Source organism: Rhizobium ecuadorense, assembly GCF_001187535.1.
Lineage (GTDB): Bacteria > Pseudomonadota > Alphaproteobacteria > Rhizobiales > Rhizobiaceae > Rhizobium > Rhizobium ecuadorense.
In genome coordinates, this window is record NZ_LFIO01001065.1 from 253,588 (window position 1) to 272,239 (window position 18,652).

At 60.2% G+C, this 18,652-nt stretch carries 20 protein-coding genes; 14 read left to right on the plus strand and 6 right to left on the minus strand.

The window, feature by feature from the left end; genetic code table 11:
- Positions 1 to 34 precede the first annotated feature (34 nt).
- The 5 genes from lhpI to speB all read right to left on the minus strand — a co-directional run bounded on the left by lhpI (position 35) and on the right by speB (position 4,576).
- Positions 35 to 1,006 carry a bifunctional Delta(1)-pyrroline-2-carboxylate/Delta(1)-piperideine-2-carboxylate reductase gene (gene lhpI / locus AF337_RS20050; RefSeq protein WP_049733439.1) on the minus strand — a complete coding sequence of 324 codons (972 nt, stop codon included), beginning with the start codon at positions 1,004 to 1,006 and terminating at the stop codon, positions 35 to 37.
- 169 nt (positions 1,007 to 1,175) lie between these two features.
- Positions 1,176 to 1,823, minus strand: a complete 648-nt coding sequence (locus AF337_RS20055; protein WP_049733440.1) for an amino acid ABC transporter permease — start codon at positions 1,821 to 1,823, stop codon at positions 1,176 to 1,178.
- Positions 1,820 to 2,488 (minus strand): amino acid ABC transporter permease, encoded by a 669-nt coding sequence (locus AF337_RS20060; RefSeq protein ID WP_049733441.1) that lies wholly within the window; start codon positions 2,486 to 2,488, stop codon positions 1,820 to 1,822. Before AF337_RS20060 ends, AF337_RS20055 begins: the two co-directional genes overlap by 4 nt.
- A 144-nt stretch (positions 2,489 to 2,632) precedes the next feature.
- Complete coding sequence (locus AF337_RS20065) at positions 2,633 to 3,430, minus strand: transporter substrate-binding domain-containing protein (protein ID WP_049733442.1); 798 nt, start codon at positions 3,428 to 3,430, stop codon at positions 2,633 to 2,635.
- Between the two features lie 84 nt (positions 3,431 to 3,514).
- Complete coding sequence (speB, locus tag AF337_RS20070) at positions 3,515 to 4,576, minus strand: agmatinase (RefSeq protein ID WP_171899812.1); 1,062 nt, start codon at positions 4,574 to 4,576, stop codon at positions 3,515 to 3,517.
- Positions 4,577 to 4,837: 261 nt separating this feature from the next.
- On the opposite strand from speB, the gene AF337_RS20075 reads away from it, so the two are divergent.
- The 6 genes from AF337_RS20075 (at position 4,838) to AF337_RS20100 (ending at position 10,285) form a co-directional block, all read left to right on the plus strand.
- A complete protein-coding gene (locus tag AF337_RS20075) occupies positions 4,838 to 5,914 on the plus strand; it encodes an extracellular solute-binding protein (protein ID WP_049733443.1) in 1,077 nt (358 codons plus the stop codon).
- Between the two features lie 92 nt (positions 5,915 to 6,006).
- Positions 6,007 to 6,891 carry an ABC transporter permease gene (locus AF337_RS20080; RefSeq protein WP_049733444.1) on the plus strand — a complete coding sequence of 295 codons (885 nt, stop codon included), beginning with the start codon at positions 6,007 to 6,009 and terminating at the stop codon, positions 6,889 to 6,891.
- Complete coding sequence (locus AF337_RS20085; protein WP_049733445.1) at positions 6,888 to 7,727, plus strand: ABC transporter permease; 840 nt, start codon at positions 6,888 to 6,890, stop codon at positions 7,725 to 7,727. Before AF337_RS20080 ends, AF337_RS20085 begins: the two co-directional genes overlap by 4 nt.
- A gap of 10 nt (positions 7,728 to 7,737) precedes the next feature.
- Positions 7,738 to 8,802: an ABC transporter ATP-binding protein gene (locus AF337_RS20090; RefSeq protein ID WP_049733446.1), complete on the plus strand. Its 1,065-nt coding sequence runs from the start codon at positions 7,738 to 7,740 to the stop codon at positions 8,800 to 8,802.
- Positions 8,803 to 8,933: 131 nt separating this feature from the next.
- Entirely contained in the window at positions 8,934 to 9,803 is an 870-nt protein-coding gene (locus AF337_RS20095; RefSeq protein WP_171899838.1) for a LysR family transcriptional regulator, read from the plus strand.
- 128 nt (positions 9,804 to 9,931) lie between these two features.
- On the plus strand, positions 9,932 to 10,285 hold the full coding sequence (locus AF337_RS20100) for a RidA family protein (RefSeq protein WP_049733447.1): 354 nt from the start codon (positions 9,932 to 9,934) through the stop codon (positions 10,283 to 10,285).
- 223 nt (positions 10,286 to 10,508) lie between these two features.
- On the opposite strand, the gene AF337_RS20105 is transcribed toward AF337_RS20100, so the two are convergent.
- The gene (locus AF337_RS20105; protein WP_049733448.1) at positions 10,509 to 11,024 is read right to left on the minus strand and encodes a hypothetical protein; all 516 of its coding nucleotides are present in this window, start codon (positions 11,022 to 11,024) and stop codon (positions 10,509 to 10,511) included.
- Positions 11,025 to 11,337: 313 nt separating this feature from the next.
- Here AF337_RS20105 and sdhC point away from each other — a divergent pair, with 313 nt between their 5' ends.
- The 8 genes from sdhC (at position 11,338) to mdh (ending at position 18,630) form a co-directional block, all read left to right on the plus strand.
- Positions 11,338 to 11,733, plus strand: coding sequence for a succinate dehydrogenase, cytochrome b556 subunit (gene sdhC / locus AF337_RS20110; protein WP_012559217.1), 396 nt, complete (start codon positions 11,338 to 11,340; stop codon positions 11,731 to 11,733).
- Between the two features lie 10 nt (positions 11,734 to 11,743).
- Entirely contained in the window at positions 11,744 to 12,124 is a 381-nt protein-coding gene (gene sdhD, locus AF337_RS20115) for a succinate dehydrogenase, hydrophobic membrane anchor protein (protein WP_003567272.1), read from the plus strand.
- Between the two features lie 7 nt (positions 12,125 to 12,131).
- The gene (gene sdhA, locus AF337_RS20120) at positions 12,132 to 13,973 is read left to right on the plus strand and encodes a succinate dehydrogenase flavoprotein subunit (protein ID WP_049733449.1); all 1,842 of its coding nucleotides are present in this window, start codon (positions 12,132 to 12,134) and stop codon (positions 13,971 to 13,973) included.
- A gap of 18 nt (positions 13,974 to 13,991) precedes the next feature.
- Positions 13,992 to 14,771, plus strand: a complete 780-nt coding sequence (locus AF337_RS20125) for a succinate dehydrogenase iron-sulfur subunit (protein ID WP_049733450.1) — start codon at positions 13,992 to 13,994, stop codon at positions 14,769 to 14,771.
- Between the two features lie 5 nt (positions 14,772 to 14,776).
- Entirely contained in the window at positions 14,777 to 15,595 is an 819-nt protein-coding gene (locus AF337_RS20130) for a nucleotidyltransferase domain-containing protein (RefSeq protein WP_049733451.1), read from the plus strand.
- Between the two features lie 136 nt (positions 15,596 to 15,731).
- On the plus strand, positions 15,732 to 16,244 hold the full coding sequence (locus tag AF337_RS20135; protein ID WP_012559213.1) for a protease inhibitor Inh/omp19 family protein: 513 nt from the start codon (positions 15,732 to 15,734) through the stop codon (positions 16,242 to 16,244).
- Between the two features lie 81 nt (positions 16,245 to 16,325).
- Positions 16,326 to 17,489 (plus strand): cell division protein ZapE, encoded by a 1,164-nt coding sequence (gene zapE / locus AF337_RS20140; protein ID WP_049733452.1) that lies wholly within the window; start codon positions 16,326 to 16,328, stop codon positions 17,487 to 17,489.
- Positions 17,490 to 17,667: 178 nt separating this feature from the next.
- The gene (gene mdh, locus AF337_RS20145) at positions 17,668 to 18,630 is read left to right on the plus strand and encodes a malate dehydrogenase (protein ID WP_049733453.1); all 963 of its coding nucleotides are present in this window, start codon (positions 17,668 to 17,670) and stop codon (positions 18,628 to 18,630) included.
- Positions 18,631 to 18,652: the final 22 nt, after the last annotated feature.

Consider the following 18,652-nt stretch of genomic DNA (forward strand, 5'->3'; position numbering starts at 1 on the left):
TTCGATCTTTCGCGATCGCCCGGACCAAAAGAAATCAGCCGGCGATCAAAGCGGCTTCATACACCATCGTCGCGGCGGCAAGATCAGCCAACGCCGTTCCGACTGCCTTGTAGAGAGTGATTTCATCGTTGGACGCCCGTGCTGGAATATCCCGACGACACAGCTCGTCAAGTGTCGCAAGCACCGCATCCGTAGAAATGACGCCGGCCCTGATCGGCTGAACCAGATCGCCTGCTTCGTGAAGGGCTTCGTGAGTGTCGATGTAGACCGATGAGCGTCGAAGAGCCTCGTCATCGGCCTCGCGCATCGCCGGGGTGAAGCCGCCGATCAGATCGACATGGGTGCCCGGCCGCAGCCATTCGCCCCGGATAAGCGGTGCCGTCGCCAGCGTCGCTGCGCTGACGATATCGGCTTGCCGCGCCGCGATTTCCAGATTCGTGACGGCAGTGGCCTGGAGCCCCTTTTGCCGGAGGTTCTGCGCCAGCCGTTCCGCATTGGCGGGATCGATATCCCAAACATCGACATGCGCGATCGGCCGGACGGCGCGGTAGGCATCGGGTATGAGGCTCGCGACGCGGCCTGCTCCGATCACCAGCAGACGGCGTGCGTCTTGCCGGGCAAGATAGTCCGCAGCAAGGGCCGATGCCGCTACCGTGCGGCGCGTGGTGATCGTGTTGCCGTCAAGTAGCGCAAGCTGCGTCCCGGTCCGGCCGTCATAGAGTATGTAAGTCGAGGTCAAACCGGGAATGCCGTATACCGTGTTGCCGGGAAAGACGGTAACGATCTTGATGCCAAGGTAGCGTTCCGACCGGTGCGTTTCATGCCAGGCCGGCATCAGAAGCAGCGTCGCATCCGGCTCGCCGCTATTGGCTAGCGTGTGGTGATGCCGCACCGGCACAACACAGCCTTCGACAAATGCTTGCCGCAGGGTCGCGACCAGCGCGCTGAATGGCAGGAACTCGCCCGTTGTCTGGGCATCGAGAATACGGATTTTTGTGTCGGTCATTGAAGCGATCTCTCAGTAGGTTTTGACTGCTGGATAAAGCGAGTTCTGTTTGACTGAACCAGAGTAGCGCCTGAGCTGCGTCGCTGCTGCGCGGCGCGCTATCTTTTCAACCGGCATCGGCTCTTTGGACACTCCGTTGCGATCGGAATGCGGAGAAACTCGGCACCGCTCAGCCAAACGCAGCTTTCTTCTCCAGAATTCTGGCGTATTGCGTAAGCGGATAGCACAGGGCGAAGAAGATCACCGCGACGAGGCCGTAGACCTTGAAAGGTTCGAAGGTCGCGTTGTTGATGGCGTTCGCGGTTTTCAGCAGTTCTTCGAAGCCGAGGATCGAAGCCAGTGCGGTGCTCTTGATCAACTGGACCAAGAACCCGACAGTCGGCGCGCGCGTGATCCGGAAAGCCTGCGGCAGGATGACAAGGCGAAGTTCGAGGAGACGATGCAAGCCCAGGCTGGCTGCGGCGTCCCATTGCCCGCGTGGCACCGCTTCGACGCCGCTCCGCCAGATTTCCGCAAGATAAGCGCTAGCATAGAACGTCAGGCCGCAGACGGCGGCGGTCCATGACTCGATCCGGAAGCCGAGCATCGGCAGGCCGAAGAACATCAAAAAGAGCTGCATGAGGAGCGGCGTTCCCTGAAACAGGGCAATGTAGCCGGAGGCGAAGCTGCGCGACCAGCGCGTTTTCGATATCCGTGCCGACAGGATCGCCAAGCCAATGATGGCGCCGCCGGCAAAGGCTGCGAGCGAAAGCAGCAGGGTCCAGCGTGTCGCGAAGACAAGATTGCGCAGAATGTCCCAGAAGGTGAACTCAATCATGCCAGACCGGCTCCCAGAAAACGGCGTTTCCCGGCGAAAAGGAGCCGGCGAAGTGCGGCGGACATCGAAAGGTAGATCAACGTCGCCACCAGATAGGTCTCGAAGGAGCGGAAGGTGCGCGATTGAAGCAGATCGGCCTCCTGCGCCAGCTCGCGGACGGATATTTGCGAAACCACCGCCGATTCCAGCATCATGATGATGATCTGGCTCGTCAGCGCCGGGAAAATGATGGCAATCGCTTGCGGCAGGATGATTTTGAAGAACACCAGCCGGGGCCTCAGGCCGAGTGCCTGCGCCGCCTCCTTCTGGCCTCTCGGTATGGCATCGAGCCCGGCCCCGACCACCTCGATCGTGTAGGCGGCCATGTTGAGGGTCATGGCAAGAACTGCGGCAGAGATCGGATCGAGGCGAATGCCGAGGCTAGGCAAGCCAAAAAAGATGAAGAACAGCTGTACCAGGAATGGCGTATTACGCATGACTTCCACATACAGGCCGACGACCTTGCGCAACCATGGATAAGGTCCCCGGCGCGCGGCCGCGCCGAGAATGCTGAGAACGATCCCAAGGACCGATGTGGAGGCCGTCAATGCAAGCGTCGTGCCTGCACCATAAGCCAGAGCTCCCATTCCGTCCCAAAGCCAATTGAAATCGAGGCTGTATCTCATCGGTTGTCCTTTGGGGCCGAATGATCTGGGCCGGGTCGGCCCGAAATCTCGATCCGTCTCTCAATCAAAGAATTGGAGCATGACGCCACCGGAATCGCTTACAGCTTTCGGCATCACGCTCTGGTGAGTGGGAGGCCGTCTTCGTCAGTCCTTCAGGTTTTCAGGGTTGAGCGGCGCTTTCAGCCAGCTCTTCGAGCTTGCGTCGAGAGAACCATCGGAGATCATTGCGGCGACGCTGTCGTTGACAGCCTTCTTTAGGCCTTCCTCGCCCTTTCGGAGCGCGATGTGCGAGGGGGAGCTAAGGAGCTGGAACTTCTGCTCCGGCTTCAGCTCGTCCTGTCGTGCCAGAACCTGCGCACCGACATCGTTGCCGACGACCATCAATTGGGTCTGGCCGGATATGAAAGCCTGGATGACCGAATTGTAGTTCTCGAAGCGCTGGATCGCAGCGGAGGCAGGGGCGGCGGCCGTCAGCGAGGTGTCTTCGAGCGTCCCACGATTGACGGCAACGGTCTTGTCGACAAGGTCTTCCTTACCGCTCACCTTCAGCGCAGCCGGACCGATGACGGCGATATAGTAGGGGGCGTATGGGGCGGCAAAATCGATAACCTCGGCACGCTCCTTCGAATAACCGACGCTCATCAGCAGGTCGACACGGTCGTCGTTCAGGTAGGCGATCCTGTTCTGGCCAGTAACGCTCACGAGATTAAGTTTCACGCCGAGCCCGTCGGCGATCTTCTGGGCGACGTCGACGTCATAGCCCTTGATGCTCATATCGGCGCTTGCCGAAGAGAAGGGCGGGAAATCGGAGAAGATGCCGATGTTAATCTCGCCTGCGGCTTTTATATCAGCAAGTTCGTCGGCCTGCGCGGCCCCTGCCAGGATGCCGAATACGGCAATTGCCGTGGTGGCGGTGTAGCGCAATTTCGTAAGAGCAGTCATGTCGTTCCCCTTTTTGAGATGTGTTGTGCGACAGGTGATGGATGGCAGCGGGCACGAAGCACGCTGCCGTTGCGGAGTTGGTTCTCAGGTCGCCTTTGTCCTGACCGCAGGACTGAACATCGCGAGGCACAGGAGTTCGAACAGGACCTGCGCGGCGATCTGCGCGGTGTTGGTGGTGTTGTCGTATTGCGGCGCGATTTCCACGACGTCGCCGCCGATGAGGTTGATGCCTTTGAAACCGCGCAGTAGGGTCAGGACCTCCCTCGGCTGAAGCCCGCCGACTTCTGGCGTGCCGGTTCCCGGAGCGAAGGCCGGATCGAGGCTGTCCACGTCGAAACTGAGATAGGTTGGACCAGCGCCGACAACCTCCAGAGCCTTTGCGATCACAGCCTTGAGGCCCATCTCCGCCACCTCTTCCGCGTGGATGACGGTCATGCCGGAGGCAAAGGAGAACTCCCAGAGATATTCGCCGCCGCCGCGGATGCCGATCTGGATCGTACGCTTCGGATCTAGCACGCCCGCCAGGACCGCCTCGCGGAAGGGCGCGCCGTGGTGGAACTTAGAGCCCTCATAGGGACCGGCGGTGTCGCAATGAGCGTCGATGTGGATCATGCCAACCGGCTGGCTGGCCGCCAGGCCCTTGAGAATGGCGCCGGAGATCGAATGGTCGCCGCCGACCGACAGTGGGATAACCCCGGTTGCCGCGATCATCCGGTAGCAGGCCTCGATGTCGACATGGCACTCGGCCAGGCCGAACCGGCTGCGCATCGGCACGTCGCCGACATCGGCGACCTTTAGCCCTCCCATTGGCGCGACACGCAGAACATGCTCGTAGGGGCCTACACGCTCGATCGCCCGGACGGCCCGCGGCCCCAGCCGCGCGCCGGCGCGATTGGTGACGCCGAGATCCATCGGCACGCCGATCAGAGCTACCTCAAGCGCCTCAAGGACCTCGGGCCGCAAGCCGTTCTCGATGAAACGGGCGTCCAGAAAGGTCGCAGGATCGGCGAAGGGCCATTTGCGGCTGTCGCCGTCCTTGAATACGCTCGCCGCCACGGCGCGGAAGTGTGGATCTTCCATCTCACCGCCTGCAGCGCTGCCGAAGCGCTTTCTCAAGTCTTCCAGAAAATCCCGGTCAATGGTCAAGGCAGGCTCCCACGGTATTGATGCTGCCATCATCATCGGCGCCACCCGCTTTTCTTGGAACCGCGAAAATTCGAGAGGGGATATAACGATTCTTGATAGCTCGGATCCGCCAGGGCTCCGCGATGCGGGTAATGCGTTCATCGGGATATTCAGAAAACTTTATAACCCGGCGAGAATTTTCCCACTACCGCGGTTGGCAACCTCCAAGCAGTCTCCGACGCGAACGGTCCAGCAGAGGGCCGACAACAAAGGGGACCTACGATGTTGCACGATATGACACGCCGCCGCTTCCTCGGATCCGCCGCTGCCGCGGGGATTGCCGGCACAATGAGCGGGTTTGCGAGATCCGCCGCAGCCGGCAGCGGCAATCTCACCGCCGTTGAATGGGGCGGCGATGTCGTCGAAGCCATGAAGCAGATCGCCGCCGACCAGAATGCGGCGACGTTCAACTGGGTTCTTCATCAGGGTGGCGCGGGCGCGATCCTGCCAAAGATCAAGGCCGTCTGGCCGAATGTCGACTACGACTATGTCGCCGGCTGGGAAGGCTCATTCAACAGTATGGTGAAGGAAGATTGGCTCGAGACCATTAATCCCGCCGATGTTCCCAACCTTGCGAACATTCCCGAGAAAATCATCATTCGTGATGGCAAGGGCAATATCAAAGCGGTCCCACGCGCAGTTGGCGGCATGTATTTCGGTGCCCGAACCGATACGGCTCCGATCGCTGTGAAGACCATCGATGATCTGCTCAGCCCCGATCTTAAGGGCGCGATCTGCTGGCCGGGCCCGACACAGAGCATGATGCTCCAGATTGTCGCGCTCGCCCTTCACGCTGGCGGCAGCGAAACGAATATGGAACCCGGATGGAAGCTCATGACGGAATTGGCGAAATCCGGCAATATCGGCCGCGTCGCCATCACTGATATCGATTTCACCAATTCGCTGACGTCGGGCGAGACATCCGTCGGCTTCTTCGCTGAGCCCGGCTGGGCGGCCGTGGCGAAAACCTTCCCGGTTACTCGTTTCACCAAGGACAGCAACTTCAGGGCCTTCCTCTACCAGAGCGGTTTCGGCGTACTGAAGAATAGACCGAACACCAAGGCAACGCTCGACTTCGTCAACTTCGCAATCAGCCCGGACATGAATTCACTCTACGCCAAGGTGGCGGGCGAAGCGCCGTTGAACAGCAAGGCGGTCACGCCCGACAATCTCAAGCATCTGTCCTTCACGTCGGACGAGTTTTCGAGCTTCGTTTATGTGCCGGACTACAATGTCGTTCTCGAACAGCAGGATGCCTGGTCCAAACGCTGGGAACAGGACATCGCCCCGTTGCTCTAAGGCACCTCGCGGCAGGTTATCGAGGGCGCGCATGGGCTTCGATAACCTCCCTTTCTCGTGGCCCGTAAGGGCGAGGAAAAGGCTGTTCCACCATGATCAAAGTAAGGCGGCAACCCGTTGCCATTTCTCTTCCTGATCGCCGAGATGCGGCCCTGACACTCGGGCCAGCCCTGCTGGTGTTCGCATTCGGTTTTCTGTCACCGTTAATCAATCTGGCAATCGAAAGCTTGAAGGAGTTTACGCCGGGGCGCGTCGGCTCCGTTGAAAATGCCGCGGCAACGGTCCAAAATTATTACGAGCTTGCAAACCAGGCGTTTGCGAGCGTCCTGCTGACGACTTTCTGGATCGGTGGAGTTGCCGCGATCATCGGTCAGCTTGTGGCATTCCCGCTGGCCTACTTTGTCGTGCGGCGCATTTCCCCGCGGATGCGCGCGCTCACCCTCGGCTTTTTGATTACGCTTGTTCTATCCAGCGTCCTGATCAAGACATACGCGATCGAACTGACCTTCGGGTCGGTTGGCATCTTCCGACCCCTCCTCTTGACACTTGGCCTTTCGCCCAACAGCCGCGAATATATCAATATCGTCGTTACTGCGGGTCTGGTTCACTCGATCATACCGGTCGCAACGCTAACGCTGATTGGCGCGATGCAATCGATCGATCCGCGTCTGCTCGATGCAGCCCAGTCGCTCGGCGCGCCGGGATGGAAAGCCCATCTGTCGATCACGCTTCCCCTGAGCTTCCCGGCTCTGATCTCAAGTACGCTTGTCTCGCTGACTTTCGCGATCAGCGCCTTCGTCATTCCCATGGTGCTCGGGAGGGGCCGGGTGCTTTTCATATCGAACGTCATCTACACCCGGTTCAGCGATATCGCCAACTATCCGAGCGGCGCGGCGATCTCGCTCGTCATGCTTGCCGCGGCCTTGGCGGTCGTCGCTGTCATAACGTTTGCGCAGGCCTGGAAGGTTTCCCGATGAGCAGACAATCTTTTGCAGCGCGAACCGCAGACCGGATCGCCGTTTCCCTCGCCGACGGTGTCATCGGCCTTGGATTGGCGTTCCTCGCCATCCCGTTGGTGATAACATGCCTCATGGCTTTCGACGCCAGGACCTACCTCGGTCCACTGCCGCCACCTGCCTTGTCGCTTCACTGGTTCGAACGGCTCGTCTCCCAGGCGGATATCCTTACCAGCCTACGCACCAGCCTCATCTTGGCGGTACTCACGACGGTTCTGTCCGTCACGATCGGAACTGCAGCGGCTGTCGGCCTTGCCCGTGGCAATTTTCCAGGAAAGGCAGCGCTGACTTCGGCCTTTCTCTCGCCACTCATCGTTCCTCCGGTCGTCATCGGATTCGGCCTGCTGCTTTTCCTTTCCAAGGCCGGTATTACAAATGGTATGGCGCGCCTGCTCCTCGGCCACGTGATCGTGACGTTGCCCTATTGCATAAGGACCAGTCTCGCCAGCCTTCTCGGCAGCGACCAACGATTGACGGAAGCCGCGATGGTTCTCGGCGCCACCGAGCGCCAGGCCTTCTGGACCATTACCCTACCGCTCATGCGGACGGGCGTTGTCACCGGTGCGATCTTCGCCTTCGCAATTTCTATAGATGACGTATCGATCAGTCTCTTTCTGAGCGATCCGTCCGCAACGACCTTGCCTGTTACGCTGGTCAGCAACATGCGCGCGGCTTTCGATCTGACGATCGCTGCGGCGGCCGTGGTCCTGATTGCCGTCACCGCGTTGCTGATCGTTGTGCTGGACCGTGTCGTCGGCTTCGACACCGTCGTCGGTCAGGGTTTGTTTCGTTCATGAGGACAATACGATGATTTCTGCCGTGGAATTTCAAGGGGTCAGCAAGCGCTTCGGTGAAACGATCGCCCTCGGTAATATCTCCTTCTCGGTGAACCCAGGTGAAACAATCGCACTGCTTGGACCGAGCGGCTGCGGCAAGACCACTATTCTTCGGCTCATTGCCGGATTCGAGCGGCCCGACAAAGGCTCGATCTTGATCGACGGCGAGCCGATGGCCGGATTGAAACCCTATGAGCGCAATGTCGGGCTGCTGTTCCAGCACTACGCTCTTTTCCCGCATATGACCGTCGAACAGAACATCGGCTACGGACTTCGCCATCGCAACCACCCGCCGGGGCAAATACCTCGCCGCATTGCCGAGATGCTTGAGCTCGTCCGGCTCGTCGGTTTCGGGCAGCGGCGGCCGCATCAGTTGAGCGGCGGCCAGCAGCAGCGTGTTGCGCTTGCGCGGGCGCTCGCCACCCATCCAAGCCTTGTTCTTCTGGATGAGCCTCTGTCGGCCCTCGACGCCAAACTTCGCCATGAGCTGCGCACCGAATTGAAAGATGTGCTCGCCGCGGTCGGCTCGACCGCGATCGTGGTAACCCACGACCAGGAGGAGGCGATGAGCCTGGGAGAGCGCATATTCGTGATGAACCGTGGAGAAATCATGCAATCCGGCAGGCCGGATGATGTGTATTGGCGTCCAGACTCGCGTTTCGTCGCGGATTTCATGGGGCGGACGAATTGGATTCATGGTTCGATTTCGGCCGCGGGCGGAACGGCTCGCAAATTTCGCTCCGAATCCGGCTGGGAGTTTCCGGTCGCGTCCACCGGAAGCCTTTCAGGTGCCGCCGAGATTTGCGTGAGGCCGGAAAGCGTCGAGATATCATCTGGTGCTCCGGGTGCCGGGGCCATGCCCGGACGCGTTGCCGACGTTGTGACACTCGGTGCCTTCAGGCATATCGTTCTGGACCTCGTCAGTGGCGACCGCATAATCTCGGCTTGCCCGAACCGTCCAGACATAGCCTTCGCGCGAGGGCAGGAGATCAGCGTTTCCATTCCCCCCACGGCATGCGTTCTCTTCGCGCGATAAGTTGGTATTGACGGGGCGCAGCTTGCACTGCGCCCCGTCTAAGGATCGCCAGTTGCCGGAAGAACATGGTTCGTCCAATATCCGCTTGTCGGCAGAGAGGCCCTCAGCACTCGAACGCCCCAAACTATGGAATGCGGCTTCTGATGCTTGATCTCGATTCCTATCTGCTTCGTGCATTTCTGACCGTCGCGGAGATCGGCACCGTCAATGGCGCTGCCGTCAAGCTGAATAGAACGCAGGCGGCGGTGAGCATGCAGATTCGCAAGCTGGAGGAGCTTGTCGGTGTTACGCTGTTTTCGCGTTCGTCAAAAGGCCTCGAACTCACGAGCCATGGGCAGATCATGCTGGCTTATGCCCGCGAAATGGTCGCCCTCAGCGACGAGGTCGAGAAAAGGCTGACAGGCAAGATGATCGAGGACCGCATTCGCCTCGGCGTCGTTGAGGACTTCGCAGCCGGCCACCTGATCGACATTCTTAGTGACTTCAGAGCCCAGAACCCGAAGGTCGAGATCGACATCATTGTCGAGCCGAATCGCCGCCTCGCCAGCCTGTTTGAAGACAGGAAGCTGGATCTGGTGGTTTGCGACATCACCTGTCTGTCGCGAAAACCGACCCTGATCTGGACCGAATATTTGATGTGGACGGTCAGATCCGACTTCGTGGTGGATGCGGAAAAACCGCTTCCCATCATTATGTTCGAGGAGGAGTGTCCCTGGACGCTTCCGACGCTTGCGGCTCTGTCTCAGCGGAACATCAAGTGGAAGACGGCGTGCGTCGCATCGACTCTCGTGGCCATGGCGACTGCGGTTCGCGTCGGTATTGGTATCGCGCCAATGATGCTCACGACAAAACCGGAGGGCTGCCGGACACTTGACCGATCGGCGGATCTGCCCGGTCCGGTGCGCATCGAGATCGGTCTGTATTCTCAGTCCGAGACGGCCGAAGGCGCGCGCTACCTTGTGGACTTCATTTCGCGGCATACGGCCATATTGTCCAGCTAGGAGCGTTCAGCTTCCATTATATCGGGTCAATTTAATTCCCTCTACCGCGATGGCGAGCGAAGCACCACAGTGACCGGATGAAGGGTCGACGACCCAATCTCAAGCATTCATGGAAGTCTGCGAATACGATGATGGGGCAAGCCAAAGTTGACGAAACTCTCCTCGCAGATGCCGCCTATCTGCCCGGCCAGGTCGCAAACCTCACGAGGGGAGCGAGCGTGACGGCGCAAACCAACGAAATACTGGAGCGCATCAATGACATGCTGCTACGCGAAGGTACCGACAAGTCAGAGATCATTCTCGCCAACATTTGGCTCAGGGACCTTGCCTCATTCGAGGAAATGAACAGAGCCTGGGATGCTTGGATGCCGGATAGCGGAACGCCACGGCGGGCAACGTTTGAGGACAAGAATCTCCCGCCGATGTGCGCCATCCGTATTGACGTAGCCGCGTCGCGAAAGAGTGAGGCCGGGCAAATTTGAGCCGCGGCATTCGTCATCTTCATACCTTGTCAGCGAAGCCGGACCGGAAGTGCTCTTGAAGCCGGATGGCCCACATTTCGTCGAAGAAAGATATGTCTTGCTAGGGGCAAAGATTGCGGATGCGTTACGACCTTTTGTGGCTCAAGAAATCACATAAGCGGTAAGGGCGAAAGCTGCTCTCTGGCGGCATTGCTACAGAATTCCGCACTTTCGGCATCACGCTTTAAGGCCGGATGACGCAAACATTGGCCTCGTAGGTGCAGGGGTCGTCCTGGACGGCGACGTCGATGATCTTTGCCGTCGAGGCCGTCGAGGCCGTCGGTTCGGGCCGTGCCGCCGGATAATATCCGTATCCATTGCCGCCGACATAAATCCCGCCATCGACCTGATAGGCATAAGAGCCGGCATAGGTGTCGCCGCTGTCGCCACCCGGCGGCTGGGGTGCGATGATGACCAGCCCGCTGCGAGCGACACGATTGGTCGCTGCCGACGAAAACTGCTTCAAGAACGGCATCCGCTCTCTGTGGTGCCCGCGGCCATAGGCGCTGTCGAAACGGATGCCGCGATCGCGCCAGCCCATATGTCGGCCGAGAAACAACCCGTTGTGAAAGGCGTGGCGATGGCCAACGACGCGTTGATCGGCGAAGCGATGATCAAAACGGCGCTCGCCGGCGGTGGCGGGGAAGACGGCAAGTGCAGACAGGGCAAGCAGAGTGACTGCGGATAGACTGCGAAACATGGGCGCCGGCCTCCGGAATTCCGATCGTTAACAAATCGTTAACGCCAGATTGCGCCAAAAGCAGCAGTTTGTCCATGCGGCTCGGGAGAAGGGCAAAATTATTGAGCCGAAAACACCAGTTTCGTTAGCCTGCAAATTTCGTGGTAACCCCAATCGATTAAATTAAGGCAAGACAGCGATTGTGCTTGTCGTCGGCGTTTCCGGTGATTAAACGTCGCAATTGATGCAACGCACACAGAGAATTCGTCATTCGTGTGGTTGACTGAGCATGCTCCGAAATCCGGGAGCGCAGAGAAGCCGCCGCGAGGTTCTGATGGCGAACGTGACAAATAACCGGCCCCTGTCGCCGCATTTGCAAATTTACAAACCTATTCCCACCATGGTCATGTCCATCGTCCACCGCATTACCGGCGGTGCGCTCTATGTCGGCACGCTGCTGGTTGCCTGGTGGCTGATCGCGGCGGCAAGCGGCCAGGGCTCCTATGACTGGGCCAACTGGGTGCTGGGCAGCCTTCTCGGCAAGCTCGTGCTGCTCGGCTATACCTGGGCGCTGCTGCACCACATGCTCGGCGGCTTCCGCCACTTCATGTGGGATCTCGGCTACGGCTTCGGGAAGGAATTCTCGACCAAGCTCGCCATCGCCAACATCATCGGGTCGCTCTGTCTGACCGTGCTGGTCTGGGTGATCGGCTTCCTCATTCGCTTCTGAAGGTCCTCTCATGGATATGCGCACCCCCCTCGGCAAGGTTCGCGGGCTCGGCTCCGCCAAGGACGGCACGGATCATTTCTGGCGCCAGCGTCTGACGGCCGTCGCCAACGTTCCGCTCATCCTGTTCTTCCTCTTCTTCATGATCGCCTATGCCGGCGCCCCCTATGCGGATGTGGTCCGCGCGCTGTCGAACCCGTTCGTCGCGGTCGTCATGGGGCTGATGGTAATCTCAGGCGTCATCCACATGAAGCTCGGCATGCAGGTCATCATCGAGGATTACGTGCATGGCGAGTTCGGCAAGATCGCTCTCCTAATGCTGAACACCTTCTTTGCGATCCTGATCGCCGGCCTCTGTCTCTTCGCCATTCTGAAAATCGCATTCGTAGGATAAGCGCGCTATGGCACCGACTTCACCCGCCCAGAACGGCAAGGCCTACAAATATGTCGATCACTCCTACGACGTGATCGTCGTCGGCGCCGGCGGCGCCGGCTTGCGCGCCACGCTGGGGATGGCCGAGCAGGGTTTCCGCACGGCCTGCATCACCAAGGTATTCCCGACCCGCTCGCACACGGTCGCGGCGCAGGGCGGCATTGCCGCCTCGCTACGCAACATGACGCCCGACAGCTGGCAGTGGCACCTTTACGACACCGTCAAGGGGTCCGACTGGCTCGGCGACGTCGACGCCATGCAATATCTGACCATGGAAGCGCCGAAGGCGGTCTATGAGCTCGAGCATTACGGCGTGCCGTTCTCGCGCAACGAGGAAGGCAAGATCTATCAGCGCCCGTTTGGCGGTCACATGCAGAATTACGGCGAGGGCCCGCCGGTGCAGCGCACCTGCGCCGTCGCCGACCGCACCGGCCACGCCATCCTGCATACGCTCTACGGCCAGTCGCTGCGCCACAACGCCGAATTCTTCATCGAGTATTTCGCGCTCGACCTGATCATGTCGGAAGACGGCAGCCGCTGCACCGGCGTCGTCGCCTGGTGCCTCGACGACGGCACGATCCATCGCTTCGCCGCCAAGATGGTGGTGCTGGCGACCGGCGGCTACGGCCGCGCCTATTTCTCGGCGACCTCGGCCCATACCTGTACCGGCGACGGCGGCGGCATGGTGGCGCGCGCCGGCCTGCCGCTGCAGGACATGGAATTCGTCCAGTTCCATCCGACCGGCATCTATGGTTCGGGCTGTCTGATCACCGAGGGCGCACGCGGCGAAGGCGGTTACCTCGTCAATTCGGAAGGCGAGCGCTTCATGGAGCGTTATGCGCCGTCGGCCAAGGACCTTGCCTCGCGCGACGTCGTTTCGCGCTGCATGACGCTGGAGATCCGCGAAGGCCGCGGCGTCGGCAAGAACAAGGACCATATCTTCCTGCATCTTGACCATCTCGATCCGGCCGTGCTGCATGAGCGGCTGCCGGGCATTTCCGAGAGCGCCAAGATTTTCGCCGGCGTCGATGTCACCCGTGAGCCGATCCCGGTCCTGCCGACCGTTCATTACAATATGGGCGGCATTCCCACCAATTATTGGGGCGAAGTGCTGAACGCCGACAGCGCCAATCCGGAGCGGATCATCCCCGGGCTGATGGCCGTCGGCGAAGCCGGCTGCGCCTCGGTGCACGGCGCCAACCGCCTCGGCTCGAACTCGCTGATCGACCTCGTGGTCTTCGGCCGTGCGGCGGCGATCCGCGCCGGCGAGGTGATCGACCGCGCAGCGCCGATCCCGCATCTCAATGTCGCTGCCTGCGATAAGATCATGGACCGTTTCGACGGTCTGCGTCACGCCAGCGGCGGCACGCCGACGGCGGAACTGCGCGAGAAGATGCAGCGCGCCATGCAGGAAGACGCAGCGGTTTTCCGCACGCAGGAATCGCTGGAATCCGGTTGCCGGCGCATCTCGGCGATCTGGCAGGAAATGCGCGATATCAAGGTCACCGACCGCTCGATGATCTGGAACTCGGATCTTGTGGAGACGCTGGAGCTGCAGAACCTGATGGCCAACGCCATCACCACGATCTACGGCGCCGAAGCCCGCAAGGAGAGCCGCGGTTCACATGCCCGCGAGGATTATACCGAGGGTGCATTCGCCGGCCGCGACGACGTCAACTGGCGCAAGCACACGCTCGCCTGGGTCGGCGAAGCAGGCGACGTCAAGCTCGACTATCGCCCGGTTCACACCCAGCTGATCGCCGAAGGCATCGATCCGTACAAGATCGAGCCGAAGGCTCGCGTGTACTGATCTCAAGAGGAACCGGATATGGTTGAACTCGCTCTCCCCAAGAATTCTCAGATGCGCGAAGGCAAGGTCTGGCCGAAGCCGGCGGGTGCGACGAACACCCGCGAATTCCGCGTCTATCGCTGGAGCCCGGATGACGGGCAGAACCCGTCGATCGATACCTTCTATATCGATGTCGACGATTGCGGCCCGATGGTGCTCGACGGCCTACTCTACATCAAGAACAAGATCGACCCGACGCTGACGCTGCGCCGTTCCTGTCGCGAGGGCATCTGCGGCTCCTGCGCGATGAATATCGACGGCACCAACACGCTCGCCTGCACCAAGGGACTCGACGATATCACCGGCGCGGTGAAGATCTATCCGCTGCCGCATTTGCCTGTCGTCAAGGATCTGGTGCCGGATCTCACCAACTTCTACGCCCAGCATCGTTCGATCGAACCCTGGCTGAAGACGGTGTCGCCGGCGCCCGCCAAGGAGTGGAAGCAAAGCCATGAGGACCGGCAGAAGCTCGACGGCCTCTATGAATGCATCCTCTGCGCCTGCTGCTCGACTTCCTGTCCCAGCTACTGGTGGAACGGCGACCGCTATCTCGGTCCGGCCGTGCTGCTGCAGGCCTATCGCTGGCTGATCGATTCCAGAGACGAGGCGACCGGCGAACGGCTCGACAATCTCGAGGACCCGTTCCGCCTTTATCGCTGCCACACGATCATGAACTGCGCTCAGACTTGCCCGAAGGGTCTCAATCCGGCCAAGGCAATCGCCGAAATCAAGAAGATGATGGTCGAGCGCCGGGTCTGATCAGCATGCATGCCGATGACGGAATAGGCGGCTTCGATCCCGAAGCCGTCAAAGAGATCAGGTCACGGCTCGCCTCGGTGCGTGAGCAGGGTATCCGCATCGGTTTTGCGATCGAAAGCGGCAGCCGCGCCTGGGGTTTTCCGTCTCCCGACAGCGATTATGATTGCCGTTTCGTCTATATCCGCCCTGTTGAGCATCATCTCGCGCTCGCTTCGGCGCGCGATGTCATCGAGTTTCCGATCGTCGGCGATATCGATACCGGTGGCTGGGATCTGCGAAAGGCGTTGCTGCTCGCCCTCAAGGGAAACGCGGTGGTGGTCGAATGGCTGAAATCGCCGATCGCTTATGAAGAGGAAGCGGGTTTTCGCTCGCGACTCGGCGCGCTGCTCGATCTCATCATGGTGCCGGAAAAGGTCGCTGGCCATTATGTCGGGCTCATGCGGCAGCATTTTCAGAGCCAGGGCGAAGGGCCGATCAAGCTGAAGAAGCTGCTTTATACCGTGCGTCCGGCCATCGCGCTCGAATGGATGCGGCAGCGTTCGTTTCGTGTGCTGCCACCGATGAATATGCTGGAATGCCTGGAGGCCATCTCGATCGCCCCCGACCTTCGAACGGCGATACTCGATCTCGTGCATGTCAAGAAACAGACACGCGAAATGGGGGAAGGTCAGCCGCCGCCGCTGGTGCGATCCTTTCTGGAGAGCGCGTTCGAACGGTATTCCGGGATATTGCGGGAGTTCGACAGGGATCCGGACAGAGATCAACGCGCGCAACACCTTGCTGACAAATTCTATGTGCAGGAAGTTTTGCAGCGGGACAGTTGAACTGTATCGTTTTTCGGTTAGTTGTTGTCACGGGCAATTTATGCCGTCCGACTTGATTAACCAAAGCGAGTTACGATAATCGGACTTGTCTCACGCCGGTTTCTCTGCGGCGCTAGCCGAACTCAGGAGTATGATGATGCAGTTGCGATATGCGATGACAGGTCTGGTGGTGGCTCTCGCGCTAGCCGGTTGTCAGCGTACGGCATATGATTACAACTCCAGTCCGAATGCCGGGCCGGCGCCGTTGACGGCGCAGCCGGTTCCCTCGGTGCAGGGCGGGCAGCTTCCGCCGGTCAACAATTCGCAGTTCCCGGCGGCGCCGGCGTCGACGGCACCGATGCCCGGTGCGCAGTCTGGCGCAATGGCCGCGAATGCACTCGATGTCACCAAGGAATCGATGGTCGGAAGCTGGCGCGTCAACGGCAGCTGCGACATGTTCCTGACGCTGACCAATCTCGGCAGCGGTTCGCGCGGCGGTACGCGCGGCTGCGTCGGCGAACTGACGGCGATGGGCTCCTGGGAGGTTGCCGGCAAGCAGGTGCTGCTCAAGGACCGCTCGGGCAATCAGCTCGGTAGCGTCTACAAGACGGCCGACAACCGCTTTGAGGGCCAGACCAGCACAGGCCAGCAGATCAGCCTCAGCCGGTAAAAGAACCGGCGCGGTAAACCAACCGGCGCGGTAAACGATCCGGCGGGCCTCCGCCGATGACTGACAGGCGGATATGCCCTCATGCAACCGATGCCGGACTACGCGCTCAGCGTCTGCGAACAGCTTAAAGCGCTGACCGCCTCGGGCGCGCTTCAGGTCGATTCTGCCCAGATGGACGTGGCAAAGAGCCTTGACCGGGTGCTGGCCGGGCTGAAGCAGCGGCGGCCGGCGGCAAAATCGAGCGCACTCGGCTGGCTGTTTGCCGCCAAGAAGAAATCGGCCGTTGGCATCAAGGGGCTTTATATCCACGGCAGCGTCGGGCGCGGCAAGACCATGCTGATGGACATGTTCTTCTCGATGGCGCCGTGCCGGAAGAAGCGCCGGGCGCATTTCCACGAATTCATGGCGGATGTGCACAATCGCATTGCGGCGCACCGGCTGAAGCTGAAGAATGGCGAGACGAAGCAGGCCGATCCGATGCCGCCGGTTGCTGCAGCCCTTTACGAGGAAGCGGAGCTGCTCTGCTTCGACGAATTCACGGTCACCGACATCGCCGATGCGATGATCCTGTCGCGGCTGTTCTCCGAGCTTTTTGCGCGCGGATGCGTGCTGGTCGCGACGTCGAATGTCGAGCCCGACAATCTCTACACGGAGGGTCTCAATCGCGGCCTGTTCCTGCCCTTCGTCGCTCTTCTCAAACAGCATGTCGACGTCGTCACCCTGGATTCACCGACCGATTACCGGATGGAGAAGCTGAGCAGCCAGCCGGTCTATCTGGTGCCGATCAGCGATCACAACGACATGGCGATGGATGCGTCCTGGACGCAAGCGCTGCACGGGCGAAAGGCGCAGCCGCTCGATATTCCGATGAAGGGGCGCCACATCCACGTGCCGCTCGCCGTCGAGCGCATGGCGCGGTTTTCCTTCGCCGATCTTTGCGACAAGCCGCTGGGTGCTGCCGATTTTCTCGCCATCGCCGAGCGCTTCGATATGGTCTTTCTCGATCACGTTCCCTTGCTGGGGCCGGAAAAGCGCAACCAGATCAAGCGCTTCATCATCATGGTCGATACCTTCTACGATCATGCGGTGCGTCTTTATATTTCGGCGGCGGCGATGCCGGAGGAGCTTTTGGTGCACCGCCGGGGCACCGAAGGCTTCGAATTCGACCGCACCGCATCGCGGCTGTTTGAGATGCGCAGCGCCGAATATCTTGCGCTGCACCATGAGAAGCGCGCCGCAGAGTAACAATCCGGTGACACAGTGTCTTACGTTTACGTAAGAATTTTTGTATCTAAACGATTGAAAATGCTGCATCAAAATTAATGCATTGCCATTTTTAGGCTTTGGGTCTATGCGATTGCGTCATTGGGCGGTGCCTTGCTCGGCGTCGCTCGACGAATTTGATCGCAAAGGAAACAGCGAAATGGCGCGTAACAAGATCGCACTCATTGGTTCTGGCATGATTGGTGGCACGCTGGCGCACCTCGCCGGCCTGAAGGAACTGGGCGACATCGTCCTCTTCGACATTGCCGACGGCATCCCCCAGGGCAAGGGTCTCGATATTTCCCAGTCCTCGCCGGTCGAAGGCTTCGACGTCAACCTGACGGGCGCCAGCGACTATTCCGCGATCGAAGGCGCTGACGTCTGCATCGTCACCGCAGGCGTTGCCCGCAAGCCGGGCATGAGCCGCGACGATCTTCTCGGCATCAACCTCAAGGTCATGGAACAGGTCGGCGCCGGCATCAAGAAATATGCCCCGAACGCCTTCGTGATCTGCATCACCAACCCGCTCGACGCCATGGTCTGGGCGCTGCAGAAGTTTTCGGGCCTCCCGGCCAACAAGGTCGTCGGCATGGCCGGCGTTCTCGACTCCTCGCGCTTCCGGCTTTTCCTCGCCAAGGAGTTCAACGTCTCCGTCCAGGACGTGACGGCCTTCGTGCTCGGCGGCCATGGCGATACGATGGTGCCGCTCGCCCGCTACTCGACCGTTGGCGGCATTCCGCTCACCGACCTCGTCACAATGGGCTGGGTCACCAAGGAGCGCCTCGAAGAGATCATTCAGCGCACCCGTGACGGCGGCGCCGAAATCGTCGGCCTGCTGAAGACCGGCTCGGCCTACTACGCCCCGGCCGCCTCGGCGATCGAGATGGCCGAATCCTACCTCAAGGACAAGAAGCGCGTTCTGCCCTGCGCGGCTCACCTTAGCGGCCAGTACGGGGTCAAGGACATGTATGTCGGCGTTCCCACCGTCATCGGCGCCGGCGGCGTCGAGCGCATCATCGAGATCGATCTCAACAAGACCGAGAAGGAAGCCTTCGACAAGTCCGTCGGCGCCGTCGCCGGTCTCTGCGAAGCCTGCATCAACATCGCGCCTTCGCTGAAGTAGTCGACGCGCTGAAGTCATAAAA